The following is a 17,879-nucleotide window of genomic DNA, read 5'->3' as shown; positions in this document are numbered from 1 at the left end:
GTCATATTTTTAAGCCGGAAGCGCGTTGCTCGGCGAGGTTATCGTCACGGTCATGTTTGGTAGGGAGTATCTTGATTGATGAGCGTTTACCCAACAGGCAGTCGTTCCAGTCCTTGAAGTCCTTAGGAGGCTGCCACTGCCCCATGCGGTAACGCACGGAGATATGCGGCTCAAACTGAGTGTAGGCGGAGCGGTCGGGTGACACCGGAAAACTCTTGCCTTTGGCCTCCACCATCAAGCCCTCCGGTGTCTTGGTGATTTTGAGTGGAATGTCCTCGACAAGAGCCATGAGGCGGAGTCCGTTGATGCGTCCGGCAAGGTCGTTGTCGAAGCAGTCGTAGGCACGGGCGTTTGGAAAACGCTCCATCACGCCCAGTACCTGACGGTCGGAGAACGTGCCGCCGAGGGAGACAAGGGCGATATCCTCGCCTAACCGGGGCCGGTTCAGCTGGAAAAAAGCCATAGCGTCAAAGGCGGATTCACAAAAGAACACATGACGCACGAGACCGTTGTTGCCGTGCGACAGGTCGGCCACCCACGCCGCCGTGGAGGAATTGGTGCCGGCGGCCTTTGACTTGTAACCGCTCACGCCGCGGATCTCATATCCCACAGTCTTGTCACTCCCGGCTTCCGTGTAGGGGAAGCCAATATTGTAGCCGTTGAAATTCTCGTTGCGTCTGTCAGACACAAGGGAAATGAACGGGGCGAGAGCCTTGACCGTATCTGCCGACAGTCCGCGCTGTGCGAACAGCCGGGGGATATTGGCCGCGTCCAGTTCCTTGACACGGTAGCGCGAAGGGTCGAACACCTGAGGCGCGGATGCCGAGCGTACATAATCCCTGTCGCGGTCATAATCCGGCTCCGGCATATTGGCGAACTGCGCCATCACTTTCGCTATCTTCTGCCATTCGGTAAGCCCGATAACATTGAAAGATGAAAGGTTCTCGCGTATGAACGACACCACGTCGCCCTTTGAGCCGTCACGCCGGAAGAAAGTCTGCGAAGCCTTGTCGCGGCGGTTGCTGACGATGATTGTGTCGCGCTTGTCGCGTCCCTCGCCCAGCACAAGCTCGATGTACCGGCCCACACCTGCCTTGCGGTCGAGGCGGTAGCCGAGCGAATAGGCGACATCATCAATACCAACACGCGATTTAAGTTCTTTGAACTTAACTTTATAGTCAGCCGGTGCCATAGCTTCAGACGATTGAGAGTGACTTGGAGGCGCGGCGGTCGATGCCTGCAATCTCCGATTCATAATTCTTGCGTATCGCGCTTCCGAGGAATATGTCTTTCTCGCGTTGGTCGGTGAGCTGGAAATACATTCTCGCGGTTGAACGCTCGATAGGCTTCACACCGAGATCGACACCGTTGTATGAGGCACGCAGGGCGAAGTCGCCGGAGCGGGTCTTGATTATGGCAGCGTTCCTGAACGGGCATATCTCGTCCTCCAAAGGAGCCATCAGAGGGTCGTTCTTCGCCAGATAAGGCTGTTCGCCGAGCGATATGCGCTGTGCGTCCACACGGTCGAGTATCATTTCCGAAGCCTTGTTGACATCGGCCATCACCGACACGATGAACTTCGGCTCCTGCCGGAGCGCGCCTATCCATGAATCGAGGTAGGCCGCCGAGTTGTCGGTGACTCTGGAGTCAAAGCCCATGGAGTGGCTTATCATGGCCGCTGTAAGTTCGGCCACCAGTTCCTCTTTCGCATATTTCGGGTCGCCGAACTTCGCGCCCGCCTCACGGTTGAGCCTTTCGGGTGTCATGGTGGAGTGCGTCATTTCGTGTAGCATGGTCGAGTAGAACTCCATGCCGTCGCGGTATATGTCCTCCGGAGTCGCGCCCTTGTTGAACTGCTGCTTCATGGGAAGCACCACAATATCACGCGAGGGGGAATAATACGCGCCGCTCTCCTTGCGGTCGGCCTGTATGGGGCAGAGCCATGTCTGCTCGGCAACCATGCGGTCGAGTGCCCCGTGGGCGTACATACCCTGTGTGTCACGCATTTCAGGCACCTTGAAGCGGTCGAGTAGTTTCTGCACCCTCTCAGGCTGTGCCTCACGGAAATTGGTCTGGTCGATGTTGTAAACCGGGAACGCCTTGACAAAGGGTATCACGTCAAGATTTTTACGCTCGTCACGGCTCATGGCTCGGTACTCGTCGGAGGATATTCTCTTGCCGTCCTTGTCTCGCACCATCATGTCCCAGTATATCACCGGAAAGGCTTTCTCTCCTTTGAGGACATGGGCCTTGAAGTTGTGTGCCTGCTTGAATGTGAGGAACACTGGAAGCTCGTAGCCTTGCGCCGCAGTGTGCAACTGGAGAAAGAAGGAGTTTGAGCCGGAGTAGTTGCGCCCCATGATGTTCTGGGGCAGGCCGGCGGAGGAGGCTCCGCCAATCCAGCCCTTCTCCCAGTCCGAGCCCTTCATCTTCTCCATACGCTCGATCATCATCTGGGCGAAGCGGTCGAGAGCCTGCTGGCCTGAACTGTTGGACGCGCCGTTAGTTCCAGATGCCATAATCCTCGTCATCTATCAGCTGACGCTCCATCATGTCAATCTCGGTCTCGTCGTAGTAGAACTCGGCGGATTCTTCAGAGGGTTCGATGCCATGAAGCTCGCACCATTCGAGGTAGGACTCCGCATTATCGCTTTCAAGCATGAAGCGGAGGAAGCCTATTGTACCGTCCTGAAGGAGCTGCACAAGTTCGTCATATTCTAATTTTGCCATAGTGGTATTCTTTTAAGTGTTGTGGGGAAACGGTTTTACATTTTCATGGAGGCTGATTTCTCCATAGATAGCGGAGCGGCGAGTTTGGTGCTTATCTCCTCAGTGAGATATTTTGCGGCTATCTGCTCGCGTGTGGCGGTCTTCGTCTTGAAAAGCGAATAGCCGTCGTCGAAGGACAGCTCCTGACGGGAAGTGCGTCCACGTCCGTCGCCGAGGTCGGCCGACACCTTCCACTTTCCATCTTCCTTGTCCTTTGCGACACGGATACCCTTGGGGTCGATGCCCTCCGGGAGCCTGAACTGCTCGTAGTGGGATTGCAGGTGCAGACGGTCGCCGAAGTTGCGCTCCACAAGCTGTCCGGGAGTTGCCACGCGGTCGAAGTATGCGTTCAGGTCCTCGCGTGAGGCAGTTGTTGACATCTTCTTGTCTCCCACCTGTGCGTAGAACTTATACTTGCCGTAGTCGGCGCGGGTCTCGTCGGTCTCCTTATAGACATTGAACTTGTCTATGGTCAGGTTTCCGCCGGGTCCGGGCAGCACATTTGCCACTTGATAGGCTACATCCGGCACCCTCGGCATAAGTTTCGTGGGATAGTAGCGTTCCATTAGCTGCGGCACGGTGAGTTCCTTCTCCTTATAGGCGACGAGGTCAGCCGGATCCATCTTCTGAGGCTTCAGTTGTTCGCCGTTGATCTTGGCGGTGAAATACCAGTCCTCCGGGTTGGTCTTGCTCTGGTAGGCGTGGCCGTGTGTCACCTTGTCGCCGTTGACAGTCACCATCTGAGGCTCGCGGGGCTTGCGCTCGGCGGCTTCGCCCTGTGTGGCGGATTGGGATTCTGATTTCTTCTCTTTCGGGGTCGTTTCATCGACCGCGCTCTTTGTGGTCTTTACAGGCTCCTCCTGGGGAGTCTTTTCTTTCTTTTTTCTTGGCATATCGGATTCTTTGTTAATGGGTTGTTGTGATGTAGTCTCCCCGTGTTTAGCCGCCTGTTCCTTTTTCTTCTGCTTGGGGTTTTCAAGCTGCTCGCATATAGCCACTCTCATTCCGGCTCTTACAAGCCGAGGCAAATAAGTGTCGAGTGCTTCGTGCGGGAAGGATGCCACATCGACATTCTTTTCTTTGCCGACTGTACGGGTGGAGACTGGTGTTCCGAGAATTTCCGACACCTTTTTCGCGTCCTGACGGTAGATTTCGTATGTGCTGCCGGTGCGGAAAAGTAGCAAGGCGTCGGGGTGTTTCTCTTTCATGTGGTCGAACTGATCCATTACGGAGAGTTGGCCCGGCTCTTTTTTTCTTGAAGCTGCCATGTGCGTCAGCGTTTGAGGCCTGATTTCCGTTCCTCTTTCTGCGTGGGGTCGAGGCTGATGGCACGTTCCTTAGAGTCATGCTCGACAACTTTCTGATATTCCCAGCGGTTCTTGTCAGTCATTACCAGTCCGAGATATTCGGGGTGCTGCTCGTCATAGCGGAGTTTCTGCTGACGCTCCCACTCCTTGAGGTCGCCTTTTACGACCTTGAAGCCCTGCGGTTCCTTTAGGTCGATACCGACCGATACCTTTTCGCCGCCTACCGACAGTTCCACCGGTTTGCCTTCGCGTGCCTGCTGTTTCTGCTGGGAGCCAAGCTCGATGTCGTTGACCTTTTCCATGTCCTTCAACTTCTGCTCAATCTGCACCTCGGTTATGCGGCGGTGGATGATTGACTTCGTTTCCGGGTCGAGCTGGAGATACTGCTGAGTCTTCTCGCCGTTGATGTCGATGGCTTTCTGCAACACGTCGCCACGGCGCAGTGCGTCAAGTTCCTGTTGTGACAGGCGAAGCTCGTTGTTCCTGTCAACCGACAGTTCACGCTGCACGGGATAAGCGATCAGCGTGGGGGTGCCGTCCTTGTCGGCTGCGAGCTGAAGTTTGAGGGGTAATGAGATAACCATGCCATTCCCGGTGTCGATAGACACCTGCAAAAGAGGCGTGACCTCCCCCTGCATCAGTTTTTGCTTCACGTCCTGCGGAAGCATATCAGCTTTCTCCCTGTCGATACCCAAAAGGGCGAGTTTTTCATAAGGGAGCGTGTCCTGCTGATTTTTGTTCGGAATTTCCATGTCAATGAATTAGAGGTTATAAATTTGCGGCGTAACCGCTTGTCGACCTCAAAATTATCCCCACATGATTGCTAAATTTGAAATTCCGAACATTTTTGTTGCGATTGCCTGTGCAGTTTTCTGTTCACAGTATGCCGCAGCCCAGTTTTACACCGTTACAAAAGATTCTCCCGTGACGGTTGAAATGCACAATAGAGAAGTTTATAACACTGATAATAAGAGTGATAGTATATTGCCTCAAATATCATCAATCCCGGAAACGGTTATTGGCGTAAAAAATATGCCACAAACGCTATCTGCAAGCATTGTCACCACATCAAAGTCACATTTCCGGCAAGCACCGGTCAGTTCCGGACTCCCGGATCTGACCATTCCAAATCTGATTGCCGAGATTGAAAAGAACGGCATAAAATATCCGAAAATAGTTTTGGCACAGGCAATACTTGAAACAGGCTGGTTCAAATCTCCGGTATGCCGCAACAAGCACAACCTTTTCGGGCTTACAAATCCACGCACAGGTAAATACTACGAGTTCAACCATTGGACTGAATCAGTCAAAGCCTACTACACAAAAGTACAGTACCGATATAAGGGAGGAAATTATCTGCTGTGGCTGAAAAAGATTGGCTACGCTGAAGATCCGGGCTATATCCGTGCTGTGATAAGCGTATTGAAAATGCTATAATGTGCTAAAAGCGTTGACTCTCAATAAAAATATAGCATGGCTCGATTAAAATTATTAACTTTGTAGTATGAATACATTGGGACTTACGCAGCTTCTTGATAAACTTGTTTCGCTTCCTCAAGAAACGGAATGGGTTGAGTTCAAGCATAATTTTCATTCGGAAGAAGAGATAGGTCAAAGACTGTCGGCGTTATCTAACAGTGCTGCTCTTCTAAACAAACCATTCGGATATCTTGTGTTCGGAGTCGAGGATGGCACCCACAAAATCGTTGGTACATCATTTAAGGCAAAACGCCATAAGAAAGGTAATGAGGAACTTGAAATGTGGCTCCTCAACCGTCTTAATCCAAGAATTGACATTGAGTGCTTTGAGTTTGATTATGAGGAAGAGCACATCTCTCTTTATCGTATCCCAGCCGCAACTGAACGTCCGGTAACTTTTTTGAATACGGCCTATATTCGTGTAGGCTCACTTACAAAACCTCTTATAGGCTATCCGGAGAAAGAAGCAAAACTATGGAGAAAAAATCGCAGTAAGACTCTGGATAAGACTGTTGTAAAAGAATGTGGAAGCTCCGCTGATATTACCCGATTACTCAGCGTGGAGACATATTATGATCGGTTGAAGATACCTATGCCCCAAACAGTAGATAGTATCATCGACCGTTTTATTTCAGAAAAATTCATTATCGCTACACTTACAGGATATGGCATTACTGAATTAGGCGCGATACTGCTTGCAAAAGACTTACGTGACTTTGATAATCTTTACCGTAAGGCTATGCGTGTAATTGTATATAACGGGAAAAGCAAAGTTGAGACTGTCAGGGAACAGGGCTTTGAACAAGGTTATGCCGTTTGTTTTCCAAAAATGATTGACTGGGTAAATGGTCAACTGCCAGCAAACGAAGAGATTGGCAAAGCATTACGTGAAGATGTCAGAATGTATCCTGAAATAGCGATAAGAGAAGTCTCAGCAAATATGATAATTCATCAGGATTTTTCCGTACTTGGCTTCCCTATGATTGAGATTTATTCTGATAGAGTCGAAATATCGTCACCGGGTCAACCACTTATAAGCACAGACCGCTTTATAGATGAATATCAGTCGCGCAACGAAGAACTTGCAGATATAATGCGCCGAATGGGATTTTGCGAGGAAAAAGGCAGTGGTATGGACAAGGCCCTTTCTGCAATAGAAAAATACCAACTTCCGCCTATTAAGTATCGCGTATCTGATATTCGTACAACAATAATTTTATCAGCATACAAAACATGGTCACAGACCTCAAAGGAAGAACGTGTGCAGGCTTGCTATCAACATGCTTGCTTAAAGTATTTGGCGAATGAAATGCTCACAAACAAATCATTACGCGAAAGATTGGGTGTTGATGAAAAGAATTATCCCTTGGTGTCTATTGTCATAAAGGAAGCATTGGCGCAAGGCTTGATTAAAGTTGGAACACCCGAAGGGACTAACAGACGTGATATTGCTTATATACCCAGTTGGGGATGAGTCATGTAATTTCATGTAATGAACAAGGCGATATTGAATAGCCGATAATAGCCGACAATACATCACTTCTTTATTTTTCAGACTCTTACAAAGACTTTGCAAAGGTCATACTCATGTATGCTTCATGTAATAGATTGAATCAAAAGGCACTATCCGTATTATTATACAAATAACAGATAGTGCCTTTTGCAAAGATATTACTAAAGGTCAGTAGTCAACCACATAACCAAATCAACATCAGATGTACGGGGTATATGGCATATAAGCTGTATTTGGCCGATTTGCTTCGTATGAAGCCACGGGTGCCGTCATACAGGAAGATTATTGCGGAGGCGAGCAACGCACCGGCTATGCCGTAGTGAGCCATCAAAGGAAACGTGAATATAATCTGAAGAATAGCCTGAGAGGGAAAATTTGTCGATGAACGCTCCAGCCACGGACGCATAGTCTGGTGCCGGAGAATGTAGAACACCGCTATCATCAGAACTCCGCGCCAGTCATAATCCGTTCCGAGCCACCATGCCAGAACAGCGATACCTGAAATACCGATGAACGACAGCGGCCCATGTTCACACATACGGTCGAATATGGCGAGTGCCACAACTCCGAGGGAGAGAGTGAACATGACATTATGCGTGCCGTCCGCTCCGTTGAGCAGATACCACGGCAATTCACTGACTGCACCGGCAAGCAACAGTATCAGAAAATATCTCATACGGTCGCGGCTATGTGCGAACCCCTCGGCAACAAGGAAAGCGAACACAGGGAACGCTATCCTGCCGATACATCGCAGACAGTCGTACATCGGAGTGTCAGGCTCCATAAGGAAGTAGGCGCAATGGTCGGCCACCATCGAGAGAATGGCGATAATCTTCAACGCACTTCCGGATAAGCGGAGCGAGAGGGGAACGGATATTTTGGCGGTAGTTTCCATGATAAGTAATTTATTATTCAGTGCCGAGAAGTTCCTTCACCATATCGGCCACCTCCTGGTTGACACGCTTGAAATTGCGGTTGAGCATAATCTCCTTCTCTCGCTCACTGTCGAAAGAATAAATTTTAGGCAGCTCCACATAGTTGGATTCCTCCTCCTTGATACGTGCCATATCGAAGTGCGTCTTGCAGAAATACTTGGTTGTCTTGAACTCCTCGGAGTCCTCGATGTCAAAATGCGACAGCATCTTTTCATCGGTGGCCGTGAAGTCACGTGCCGCCTGACCCGCAAGCCAGCCCGTAGCCATGTCTGCGATTTTTGCCGCCGGAACGAGATAGTCCATCTTCTCGGAAATGGAGGTTGAGATTTTCTGGTCGTTTATGGTGATTGATGTCGATGTCTGCTTCGCCTTGCCGAACACATCATTCTGCGCCCATTCAAGAGTCTCCTTGTTTCGTGCCGCACCCATGAATATGTTGCCGCAGGTCGTGATAATCTTCTGCATACCCACCTTGCCGTAGTCAGCCTCCAACTGCGGAAGCTCCTGAAAACCGAGAGTCACGGCAACCTTGTTGCTTCGCGCCGTGCCGATCAGTCGGTCAATCTTGTGGAAGTACAGAGTGGGAAGCTCGTCAACGATGATACTAACAGGTATATTGCCTTTGGAATTGACACGGGTTATCAGACGGTTAAGCACAAGAGCGTTCAGAGAGCCGATGACCTGTTCCTTTTCGGGGTCGTTGGCAATCACAAGATAGCTCGGACTCACCGGGTCGGAAATCTTCAAGTCAAAATCATCGCCGGTGAACACCCAATAGGCTTCAGGGGATACAAGCCGTGCCGCATTTACGCGGAGAGTACCCACCATACCTTCAAGCTGGTCGTTGGCTTTGTTCTCGTATGCGGACTTGAAGGGGGCCATCAGCGAGGCTATCTTATCGTCCATCATCAGAATGTCGAACACCTCCGAATACTTGCGTCCGAGGAACGACAGCACATGGGGCATATCCGAAAACTCACCTGTGATAGTGTCCGGCTCAACCTCGTTTCCGTTCTCGTCCTCATACCAGCAGCGGTCAATCAATATCAGCTTACCCATGCGGTCGATATAGGAGAAGCCGTTAAGGTCAACGAACATCTTGTCCTCGTCGGTGGATACGTCGCGCCCGTTCTCGTTCACGAAGTCAAGCATGACCTCGCCGTTCTCGTCCAGAGCGTTGAAATCGTCCCAGTTGCGTATCACAAGCTCCAATTTCTTGCCCTCGTGCGATATATAGCGTTTCAGTTTTTTCCCTTTCAGAAAACCTGTCGGGTGGAAATTCACAAAGAAATAGATGATCGCCGCGAGGAAATTCTCTGCCGAGTTGGAGAAGAAAGCCTCCGAGCCGCCCTTTTTCTCGCCACCGCCCTTGTTGAGCGAGGCAAGAAGCGTGGCCGCCGTCTCCGAAGCCGCCGCGAGGTCGGGAATGTATTTACGCTGGATGGGGTTGATACGGTTTGAATACTCCACATCGGTAAAATTGACTATGCGGAAACCACACCCATTCGGCAGATTGCCGTAGTGCAAATTCTTGCAATACTGATAGAAAAGCGTCTTGGCAAGCGTCGGGAACTTATAGTCATATACCATCATGGCGAAGCCCTTTCGTGCGTGCTGCCTTATGAACGGATCTATTATGCCGAAAGACTTGCCGGAGCCGGGAGTACCCAGCACAATCGTACCACGGAACGGATTGATAATGTTGATGTAGCCGTTGTGCATACGCTTTTTCCAGTAGAATATCATCGGGATGTTCACTGAATAAGGGGTATTGACCTCCTGACGGGACTGTTCAAAAGATTCATTCTCAAAATTAAACCTGTCCTCGCCGACCTTGTGGTTGTAATACTTGGCGATACCGTCAAGTCCCTGGTGAACGAGCATGGTGCCGACCACCGAGCAGAAGGCATACAGGACACGGCTTGCAGGGAAGCCGAAGAGCGACATACCCCATGTGCCGTGATGGAAGATGAAGCACAGTCCTACGAGAGTGAGACCTGCAAGCACCGGATATACCACCATAGTCTTCAGATTGAACTTCAACGCCTTTTTCGCTTTGGTGCCGATACATACCACACAGATGCAGACAAGTTCGGCAACCTTGCACCCGGCCACGGAGTTGAACATCTTGAAGCGTCCGAGCAGGTCGAGTATGAACTGCGTCACGCGGTTGTCAGACGTGATAGGCAGGTTCATCACAATCTCGATAATCAGGAATATGTAGATACAGCTACGGAAGTAGTTATACATCTGTTGCTGTTCCTTTGTTTCTTCAAAAGCCATAGTCTGGGAACTTATATGGTAGAATTATTGTTTTTGTAATACATTTACACTAACTTTGCAGTATAAAATAATATGGATATGGAAATAGCACTGAAAAAGAACCAGAGCTTCCGCCTTTCAGTGGAACTCATTGAAAGATTGAAGCAGCTTGCAAAACGGCAGAACCGCAGCCTTAACAATTATGTTGAGACTGTTCTACTTGATGCCGCCTACCACGAGCCTAATGCTGTTACACTTGAGGCAATGGAAGAGGCGGCAAGCGGACGTCTCCGCAACGAGCCTGCCCTGAATCTTTCCTCGATTGAGGCGATGGAAAAATCCATGGGATTATGAAAAAACTCAAACCCGGCAGTCAATACAAGAAAGACTACAAGCGTTTCCGCAATAATCCGAAAAAGGTTGAAAAACTGTTCAGGATTATGGAGTTGCTACAAAATGAGGAGCCGATACCGGAAGAAAACCGTCCTCACCCTCTGACGGGGAATTATGCCGGCCACATGGAGTGCCATATCGAAGGTGATTTCCTTTTGATATGGTTTGACCCGGACACAGATGAGATCAATCTTGTGCGTCTCGGCTCCCATTCGGAATTGTTCGGCTGATTTCAGAACGGTATCTTGAATCCGAGCATGAGGCCGTTGCGGAACGTGTCGCCATGCAGGAAATTTACATTATTCTTCTGTATGATCGAGAACTCGCACCCATTCTGAAACACATAGTTGTATTCAAAGCCCCCCTCGATACCGATGAAAAACTTTCTCTCCACCGCTCCGAACTGAGGGCCGAAGCGGACACGGAAGCTGCCGTTCTTGTAACGGTGCAGACGGTGTTTGTAGATTATACCGCCGTCCCAGTAATAGCCTTTCCAGAACTGACCCTCGCCCGATTTCCAGTGATTGCCAATCTCTCCATAGACCTCCACGGCGTTGCCGTAGGTGAACGACCTCTCGTAGCCAACGGTGGCGTTGAGAGTTGACGGGAACAGGAAGCCGGCGTTGACGGCTATCTTGTTTTCCTGAGCGGTGGCCGTGATAGAAGCCACTGCACAGATGATTGCGAACAGTATCTTTTTCATAGTGCCGGATTATTTGTAGATATGGGGTGAATAGTTGAACGGCAGATTTTTGAGTATGTCGGAGTCGAAGCCGTCGGCGTTGAGAATATCGTCATACTCCACGGTAAGGGTTATGACACGTCCGCTTATCTGGTTCTCCGATATTTCGATGCGGAGCACCTTCTCGTCCGGGAAAGTCAGCTTATCGAGCACAAGCACGTTGCGGTAGTTCTTCTTGAACTTCTTTGCAAGGTTCAGCGAATAAACAGGCGACAGTTCCACCGTCTGAGAGTTTGTGGCCTTGACCTCCTTCTTGTCTGTGAGCTTCACACGCACCTCGGCGATGTCGTATGCTATCTTGGTGCTGTTCTGAAGGGAATAGTCGATGAAGAAATAGTCGCCTATCGAATAGATGTTGTTAACAATCGCCTTCATGCCGTTGGCTTTAGACACCACCTGATTGTATTTTCGACCGCTGCCATATACGGCCCAGGCGTAACGTGCCATTTCCGACTGAGGCATGGATACCTCCGGATTGATGTAGGAGTCCAAACCGGCGTATGGCACACGGTGGATAGAGGCGGCACGCGAAGGGGCGGCGGTATATACCACATCGTACTGTGCCAGATGTCGCTCGCCGATGAGTGTGAGAGTACCCATCAGCTCACCCTCCCGGTAGTGGGTAAGTACGGAGTCAGCCTCGATGAACGGCTTGATACGCACGATGTTGTCGGCACACTGGTTGCCGATAATCTTTGTGGTGGATAAGTCCACCATCTTGATATTCTCAGGCATGACGATATGTGTTGTCACTTCCGAGTTGACAAGGATCTTCTCTTTGGCGGTCGCCGGGATTGCGACGGCGCATAGCGCGAGGGTAGCTGCAATTATTTTATCTTTCATAATGGGTTGGTTGATTACCGTTTAATATGCTTCGTCTGAATTGATAAGGTAAACGATGGTGTTGTATTTGATTTTCGCCTTGTTCTTGCGGATATTGGCCGACACAGCGGAAGTCGCGGAGTTATACATATTCTGGAGAGCCTGCAAAGCGATGGCCTCGCCGGATATTCCGGAGCCGTAGCCGCTCTCGGACTCAAAGCTGATATTCTGCTGCACTGTGCTGGCACCCGCCTCTTTCATAAAATCGCGGAAAGCGGACTCCGGGACATAGAAGCCCTCCATGCCGTCGTTGTCGAACACCGAAAGATTCACTTTCAGGAACTTTCCGCCTACAAGAATTGAAGTGATGGCGGCGCGGACACGCTGTTGGCCGAAGCCGGTGACGGTGCCGTACAGATATGTGCCTTTGGCAAGCCTCACATCATGTATTGTCACATCGTCGAGCAACTTGAAGCGTAGCCTCGTGCCCTCATGCGCCTTTGTTGTCTTGTCGATCATGGCACGGATAAGCGGAGCATCGACATTATCGGCCGAACTACCCACTGTATTGAATTTGTCGGCATTTGTCTCCCGTGATTTAAGCACCAGCAATGGGCGGTTCTTCTCACGCTCTATCTCCCGCGCCCTTGCTATGGAGTCGGCCCGGTGCTTGCGCATGGCTTCCTCCGGGTCGGGCTGTCCTATGCCAAGTCCGGCCTCGATAGCTTTCTGACGCTCGTAGCTGCGCTGCTGTATCGCCTCAAGGTCGCGTGCATATTCGCTCCGGGGGTCAACGGCAGGTTCATAGTCGGCAGGATTATAGCCGTCACCGTAAGCGTATGAGTTGATATGCCGGCGCGATTCAGCAAGGGAACGCTCCAGTTCCTCCAGCTCCTGCTGCTGACGGATACGCTCGGCCTCGGCCGCGTCGAGACGGTTCAGCTCGTCCTCGGTGTAGCCGTGTTCAAGAGCCTCGCGTTCCTCCTGTTCCTCGCCGAGCGCGCCCACGGCGGTAAAGGCGTCTTCGTCACCGAAGCGGCGTGACATCTCGAACATCTTGTCACCGGGAGCCTCGGCGTTGGCCTCCGGCAGAGTGGAGTTGATACGGTCTGTAGCCACGGCCTGAGGGTCATCGCCACCGCCGCCGAAAGTCTCCATTGCGAAATATATCAGCGCACACAGCGGCACGAAAATCACCGCAGGGAAGATATACTTCGGTTGTCTGAAATTAATTTTTTTCATTGTTATCGTTATGTTTGAGGGATTTTACAATCTGTTCGAGTTGCCTGTACCGGCGTATTATGCCGATTGAGTCGGCATGGCTCTTGCGTGGAATTGCGATAAGGGAGTCAAGTTCATGCTTGACCGTCTGACCGTCGCCTGTTATCTCCATGAGCCGTCGGCGTTGCGCCTCCTTGTTGGCCTGAATGGTGCGGAAACCGCTGAAGATAGGCTCGACCTTGGCGATGGATTGCAGTTCCGGCTCCTGTGATTCCATCCGCGCCCCGGTCACTATTATGTCGCACAAGAGTATCATCAGCAGGGAGCCGACGACATAGCCGAAAGTCCGGCGAGGGTGTCGCGTGGCCCATGAATTGGCCTTTCTGATCCGGGCGGCCAGACGGTAACGTGTGCCTATGGCACCCATCTTCGGCCGGAGCCATGAGCGTATTGCGCCATGCGCTTTCCTCCGGTTGTCGCTGAAAGTTTGTCTGAGTGATTTCATAAGTCAGGTTTTAATAGTCAAGGTCTTTGTTTTCAAGAGTACGCCAGTTGGTTATCATCAGTCCGTGGGGATTGTTCTGTGTACGTGGCACATTCTCCACATAGCCGGTGGTGAGCATGGTGCGTTTTAGATCGCGCGTGCGCCTCTTGATAATCTGCGTCCCGTAGTAGCTGAACTTGCGTGTATGCTCGTCGAACTGGATAGAGTCGCAGATTATGGTGCAGACAGCCGAAGATGATATGATGTCGGAGTAAAAGCCGTTTTCGTCAAGGGCCTGCTTCTGCTTCAGGGCTGTGCCGTCTGCCATATACATGGCCTTGCCGACAGTCCACTTGATATAGTCGTTGTCGGGAGGGAGATTGAAAAAATACTGGTGGAAGAGCTGGATATGCGCTTTCGCCTCCATGATGAAATTGGCTTCAAGTCCGGCACGCTCGGCAAGGAACGGTATGTCGCCGTCAAGAATATATATCTGCTTGCGCTCCTCGGTCACGAGCGACACGCAACGCCACACGGTGAACCCGCAGATGGCGGCGCAACCTATTATGGTTGCCATTACCGTCATCATTGCGAGCCGTGTTTTCTGTTCAAGGGATTTTATCAGCATGATAATCTTGTTAGTCGGATTAAGGGGTGTGTTTCAGATTTCTTCCTGCCTGTGCGCCGATTGAACCGGCCACGTTCCGGGTCACGTTGGTGGCTTTGAGAGCCGCCGAGCCGCCCATCATCGCCGCGCCCATAGCGACACTGCCTGAGGGAGAGGCGGCACCGCTGCTGACACCGCCGGGTATAAGCCATGAGGCGACTTCGGGAACGAAGCGTATGATATAGGCCCCGACAAGCATACCCATAGCGTACATGCAGTTGGAGCCTATGCCCTGCAAACCGAGCGCGCCTATCTGCTCCCATGAGTTGACAGCACCGTGCAACAGGTGGTTGTAGGCCACCAGATCCTCCTGAAGATTATACATCAGTATGAAGTCTATATAGTACAGGCACATATAGGTCACGAAGCCCCATAACGTGAGGGAGAGGAATTTTGACATCCATTGGCTCCATGCCGAGTTCCACGGCGGAGCGAGTGACAGGGCGAACATTATGGGGCAGAACACAATCATTATCGCTATGAATATCCTCTGCGCCACAAGTATGCCGTAGTAGGACATCTGGAAAATCAGCTCCCCGACAAAGCGTATCACGTCGTTTATCCATTCGCTTACCTTTGTCTCAGCGGCCACCGCCGCACGCTGGGCGTAGTTGTTGATGGTCTCGCCGAGGTTTTCCACGTTATACACGAGTTTGTCCCACCAGTTCGCGTCCTCGCCTATGGACGCCACCTGTTTTGCAGTGGATATTGAATCCTGCACTGCACGGAGGCGTTCAAGGTACTCGCCTTGCTTCTGGGCCACTTTCAGCTCCAGTGCCGCGACCTCCTTGTTCTTCGCCATAGCCATTGACTTAGTGGTGGCTTCCAAAGACTTGCCTGGCATCTGGAGAGCCGAGCATATCCATGATGAAGATGATATGCACATTGATATGCCTATGATGCGGAGCAGCTTCATCACGTCCATGCCTCGCCGTCCGAGCATCATCATCCAGCACTCGTATGAGCCTACGCACAGGGCGAGCAACAGTCCGAGCATACGGGCGAAGCTGATTGTATCGCCTAAAATCGCCACATTCGGAAACGCCTCCATCGCCACAAGCAGCTTGTCGAGGCTCTGGTCGATAGCCGGAAGCCCCATTGTGCAGAGTATTGATAATAAAGTCATATAGTTTTCAATTAGTCAGGTTAATGTTAGTAGTGGGTGGCTGCCACTGCCGCGAGGCGGGCGGTGCGCGACACCAGTTTTCCCATCTCGGACTTTGCCTCCTCGTATGCCTGCTGACGCTTTGCATTCTCCAGCCCGTAGCCGACACCCTGTTTATGGATATAGGCGATATTGGCGCAGATGATCTCGTTCTGCCGCGACAGCTCGTCAACCTGATACTTCATCTTTCCCTTGCTCTTGTTAAGGCAGTAGAGAAGCCCGTCGGCGATACAGTCCTGCATACGGCTGAACTCGTCCTTGTAGATCGAATAGGTGACATCGACAGCCCGGTCAGCCTCGCGTGCCAGTTCCTCCTTGTAGAGAGATTCGACGTATGCACGCTCTTTCTCAACTTTAGAGAGTTTCTGCCGCTGGGTCTCTTCCGCCGTGACACGCACGGGCATGATGCGTTTTACATTTGATTTCTCCTCCTTGAAGCGGACGCGGTAGCCGGATTTGAAGCCGGCCCACTTCCAGTACATTTCCGCGCCGGAATAATTCTTGTGCAGGAAATAATAGTACCAGTCGGGAGCGAAGCCCCACGGCCCGTTCTCCATCGACTGCCATTGCTTCTCCTTCTGGTCGTCATGGATTTTGGGCGTCTTGGCCGATACCGCCGCCGGGAGTGCCGCGATGAGCAGGGCGAGCGATAATGCGGTGATTGTTCTGAATTTCATGATCGGTATATGTTTATTGGTTCCACTTGTTGATTACCGCTCCCACAATCTCGTCCTTGACATCGGAGGTGAGTATCTCCCAGATGTAGTCAGGCTTCCAGCCGCAGTTTGTCATGAGGTAGCACCACAGGTTGGCGTTGTCGATAATCCGCCGGGCGTTCTCTATGGTGTCCTTCAACGACATGACAAGGTTCATCTTCTCGTCCATCGAGGCTTTCATGAGGTTTATGCCGGAGGCGGCCACGGTAGCGTAGAGTTTCTGGGCGTGCTTTATCTCGCGTGCTATGGCAAGGTTGGCGTCGGCATAGTACCACGCGACAAAAGGCTTCATGGTCACATACTTGTAGGTGTTTACCGTAAAGTCCTTGTACTCCTTTGTCAGCAGATAGAGTGAGCTGGCGGTCGAGGATATGGCAGCGGCGAGTATCACGTATGAGTATGTGTTGTTGAGTTTGGTGTCGAGCGTCGAGCGTACATCATTGAACTTCTCCGCCCCTTTGGTGACAAGCGATTGCTCCCCGAAGCTCGTGGCTATGCGTGCCAACGCCTGGTCTTCATCTTTCTTGACAGCCTTGTGCAGAGCCATAAGTGCCTCGAATGTCGGCAGGTCTTTCGGGAAGTCGAAGGCGAATGACTTGAAGGAAAGAAGCAGAGCCACAAGAACGAGAGTTGTAAGTTTGCGTATCATAATGGCTCCGTCATTTTATAATCCGCAGTCCGTTCCAGTTGAGTATCAGCATACCGACCTGATTCTGCATGACTTTCATGTTGGCCCAGCCCTCCGGGTCTATGGCGAAAAACAGGTCATCTTTTGTGGCGTACTGAGCCATAGCCATCATAGCCTGAACCTTGTAGCGGATTTCAAGAAGGTCGGTGTATATCCTGTTGGCTACCGTCAGTCGGTCGTAACGGTCAAGGAGATTGTATCCGTCGCTCTTGGTTGCGGCGGTGGCCTGGCCTTTGAGGGGATTCTGAACCTTGCCGTTGTTGACTATATTGATGAAGTCGGCCACAAGCTGCTGTGTCTGGGCCGTGAGGTTGCCGAGTTCGTTAAGGCAGAGAGCCTTGTTGGTGAACTTGGCCTTGCTTACGGTCTTTACCAGTTCCGGCACGCTCTTAACTATGTCGAAGGCGCACAGTCCTATCTCCACATAATATTTGCTCTCGGTGCCGAAGCCTGAGATATTCTCCATAGTCACCTTGTAGAGTTCGGTGATGGTAGCCATGCTCACGGTGTATTGCTCCAGCTTGTTCTGCTTTGCGGATATGGAGTCGAGTCTCCTGTTGTGCTGATCCTCGATGGCTTTCTGCGATGCGAGATTGGTTGTCACCGCTTTCAGGCAGTACGGGTCGATCACCACTTTCCAAGCCGAGGCAGTGCCGAAAAAGCACGTCACGCATATAATCAGCATGAGATTACGCATGGCGTATTGTGAATTATGT

Annotated in this window: 20 protein-coding genes; 4 read left to right on the top strand and 16 right to left on the bottom strand. The window is 51.2% G+C overall.

The window, feature by feature from the left end:
- Position 1: 1 nt before the first annotated feature.
- From E7746_RS06160 to E7746_RS06140, 5 genes are read right to left on the bottom strand one after another with little or no spacing between them, the layout of a single operon-like run.
- A complete protein-coding gene (locus E7746_RS06160) occupies positions 2-1,192 on the bottom strand; it encodes a toprim domain-containing protein (protein ID WP_123398941.1) in 1,191 nt (396 codons plus the stop codon).
- Positions 1,193-1,196: 4 nt separating this feature from the next.
- On the bottom strand, positions 1,197-2,519 hold the full coding sequence (locus E7746_RS06155; protein ID WP_136410210.1) for an ArdC family protein: 1,323 nt from the start codon (positions 2,517-2,519) through the stop codon (positions 1,197-1,199).
- The gene (locus E7746_RS06150; protein ID WP_123398943.1) at positions 2,503-2,730 is read right to left on the bottom strand and encodes a hypothetical protein; all 228 of its coding nucleotides are present in this window, start codon (positions 2,728-2,730) and stop codon (positions 2,503-2,505) included. Before E7746_RS06150 ends, E7746_RS06155 begins: the two co-directional genes overlap by 17 nt.
- 35 nt (positions 2,731-2,765) lie before the next feature.
- Positions 2,766-4,037 (bottom strand): MutS N-terminal domain-containing protein, encoded by a 1,272-nt coding sequence (locus E7746_RS06145; RefSeq protein WP_136410209.1) that lies wholly within the window; start codon positions 4,035-4,037, stop codon positions 2,766-2,768.
- 5 nt (positions 4,038-4,042) lie between these two features.
- Entirely contained in the window at positions 4,043-4,828 is a 786-nt protein-coding gene (locus E7746_RS06140; RefSeq protein ID WP_136410208.1) for a DUF4099 domain-containing protein, read from the bottom strand.
- A gap of 64 nt (positions 4,829-4,892) precedes the next feature.
- On the opposite strand from E7746_RS06140, the gene E7746_RS06135 reads away from it, so the two are divergent.
- Entirely contained in the window at positions 4,893-5,513 is a 621-nt protein-coding gene (locus E7746_RS06135; protein ID WP_136410207.1) for a glucosaminidase domain-containing protein, read from the top strand.
- Between the two features lie 67 nt (positions 5,514-5,580).
- Positions 5,581-7,029, top strand: a complete 1,449-nt coding sequence (locus tag E7746_RS06130) for an RNA-binding domain-containing protein (RefSeq protein ID WP_136410206.1) — start codon at positions 5,581-5,583, stop codon at positions 7,027-7,029.
- Between the two features lie 214 nt (positions 7,030-7,243).
- Here E7746_RS06130 and E7746_RS06125 read toward each other — a convergent pair whose 3' ends face one another.
- Both E7746_RS06125 and E7746_RS06120 read right to left on the bottom strand, forming a co-directional pair.
- The gene (locus E7746_RS06125) at positions 7,244-7,963 is read right to left on the bottom strand and encodes a TraX family protein (RefSeq protein WP_136410205.1); all 720 of its coding nucleotides are present in this window, start codon (positions 7,961-7,963) and stop codon (positions 7,244-7,246) included.
- Between the two features lie 13 nt (positions 7,964-7,976).
- Complete coding sequence (locus E7746_RS06120) at positions 7,977-10,286, bottom strand: type IV secretory system conjugative DNA transfer family protein (protein ID WP_136410204.1); 2,310 nt, start codon at positions 10,284-10,286, stop codon at positions 7,977-7,979.
- Between the two features lie 78 nt (positions 10,287-10,364).
- Here E7746_RS06120 and E7746_RS06115 point away from each other — a divergent pair, with 78 nt between their 5' ends.
- Together E7746_RS06115 and E7746_RS06110 are read left to right on the top strand one after the other, a co-directional pair.
- Complete coding sequence (locus E7746_RS06115; protein ID WP_016278703.1) at positions 10,365-10,619, top strand: hypothetical protein; 255 nt, start codon at positions 10,365-10,367, stop codon at positions 10,617-10,619.
- Complete coding sequence (locus E7746_RS06110) at positions 10,616-10,888, top strand: type II toxin-antitoxin system YafQ family toxin (protein WP_136410203.1); 273 nt, start codon at positions 10,616-10,618, stop codon at positions 10,886-10,888. Before E7746_RS06115 ends, E7746_RS06110 begins: the two co-directional genes overlap by 4 nt.
- Before the next feature lie 2 nt (positions 10,889-10,890).
- Here the strand turns inward: E7746_RS06110 and E7746_RS06105 are convergent, their stop codons facing one another.
- The 9 genes from E7746_RS06105 to E7746_RS06065 are packed head-to-tail and all read right to left on the bottom strand — an operon-like array spanning position 10,891 to position 17,860.
- On the bottom strand, positions 10,891-11,361 hold the full coding sequence (locus E7746_RS06105) for a hypothetical protein (RefSeq protein ID WP_016278705.1): 471 nt from the start codon (positions 11,359-11,361) through the stop codon (positions 10,891-10,893).
- 9 nt (positions 11,362-11,370) lie between these two features.
- Positions 11,371-12,243, bottom strand: coding sequence for a conjugative transposon protein TraN (gene traN, locus E7746_RS06100; protein WP_136410202.1), 873 nt, complete (start codon positions 12,241-12,243; stop codon positions 11,371-11,373).
- Between the two features lie 21 nt (positions 12,244-12,264).
- A complete protein-coding gene (locus tag E7746_RS06095; RefSeq protein WP_136410201.1) occupies positions 12,265-13,464 on the bottom strand; it encodes a conjugative transposon protein TraM in 1,200 nt (399 codons plus the stop codon).
- A complete protein-coding gene (locus tag E7746_RS06090; RefSeq protein ID WP_136410200.1) occupies positions 13,451-13,948 on the bottom strand; it encodes a hypothetical protein in 498 nt (165 codons plus the stop codon). Before E7746_RS06090 ends, E7746_RS06095 begins: the two co-directional genes overlap by 14 nt.
- A gap of 10 nt (positions 13,949-13,958) precedes the next feature.
- On the bottom strand, positions 13,959-14,555 hold the full coding sequence (gene traK, locus E7746_RS06085) for a conjugative transposon protein TraK (protein WP_103983131.1): 597 nt from the start codon (positions 14,553-14,555) through the stop codon (positions 13,959-13,961).
- A gap of 19 nt (positions 14,556-14,574) precedes the next feature.
- A complete protein-coding gene (locus E7746_RS06080; RefSeq protein ID WP_016277684.1) occupies positions 14,575-15,720 on the bottom strand; it encodes a hypothetical protein in 1,146 nt (381 codons plus the stop codon).
- A gap of 26 nt (positions 15,721-15,746) precedes the next feature.
- Positions 15,747-16,436 carry a DUF5045 domain-containing protein gene (locus tag E7746_RS06075; protein WP_016277685.1) on the bottom strand — a complete coding sequence of 230 codons (690 nt, stop codon included), beginning with the start codon at positions 16,434-16,436 and terminating at the stop codon, positions 15,747-15,749.
- Positions 16,437-16,449: 13 nt separating this feature from the next.
- Complete coding sequence (locus tag E7746_RS06070) at positions 16,450-17,124, bottom strand: hypothetical protein (RefSeq protein ID WP_016277686.1); 675 nt, start codon at positions 17,122-17,124, stop codon at positions 16,450-16,452.
- Between the two features lie 10 nt (positions 17,125-17,134).
- Positions 17,135-17,860: a hypothetical protein gene (locus tag E7746_RS06065; RefSeq protein WP_016277687.1), complete on the bottom strand. Its 726-nt coding sequence runs from the start codon at positions 17,858-17,860 to the stop codon at positions 17,135-17,137.
- Positions 17,861-17,879: the final 19 nt, after the last annotated feature.

This window comes from Muribaculum gordoncarteri, assembly GCF_004803695.1.
GTDB classification, from domain to species: domain Bacteria; phylum Bacteroidota; class Bacteroidia; order Bacteroidales; family Muribaculaceae; genus Muribaculum; species Muribaculum gordoncarteri.
The sequence above is the reverse complement of the archived record's forward strand: the minus strand, read 5'-3'. Positions and strand labels throughout refer to the sequence as shown.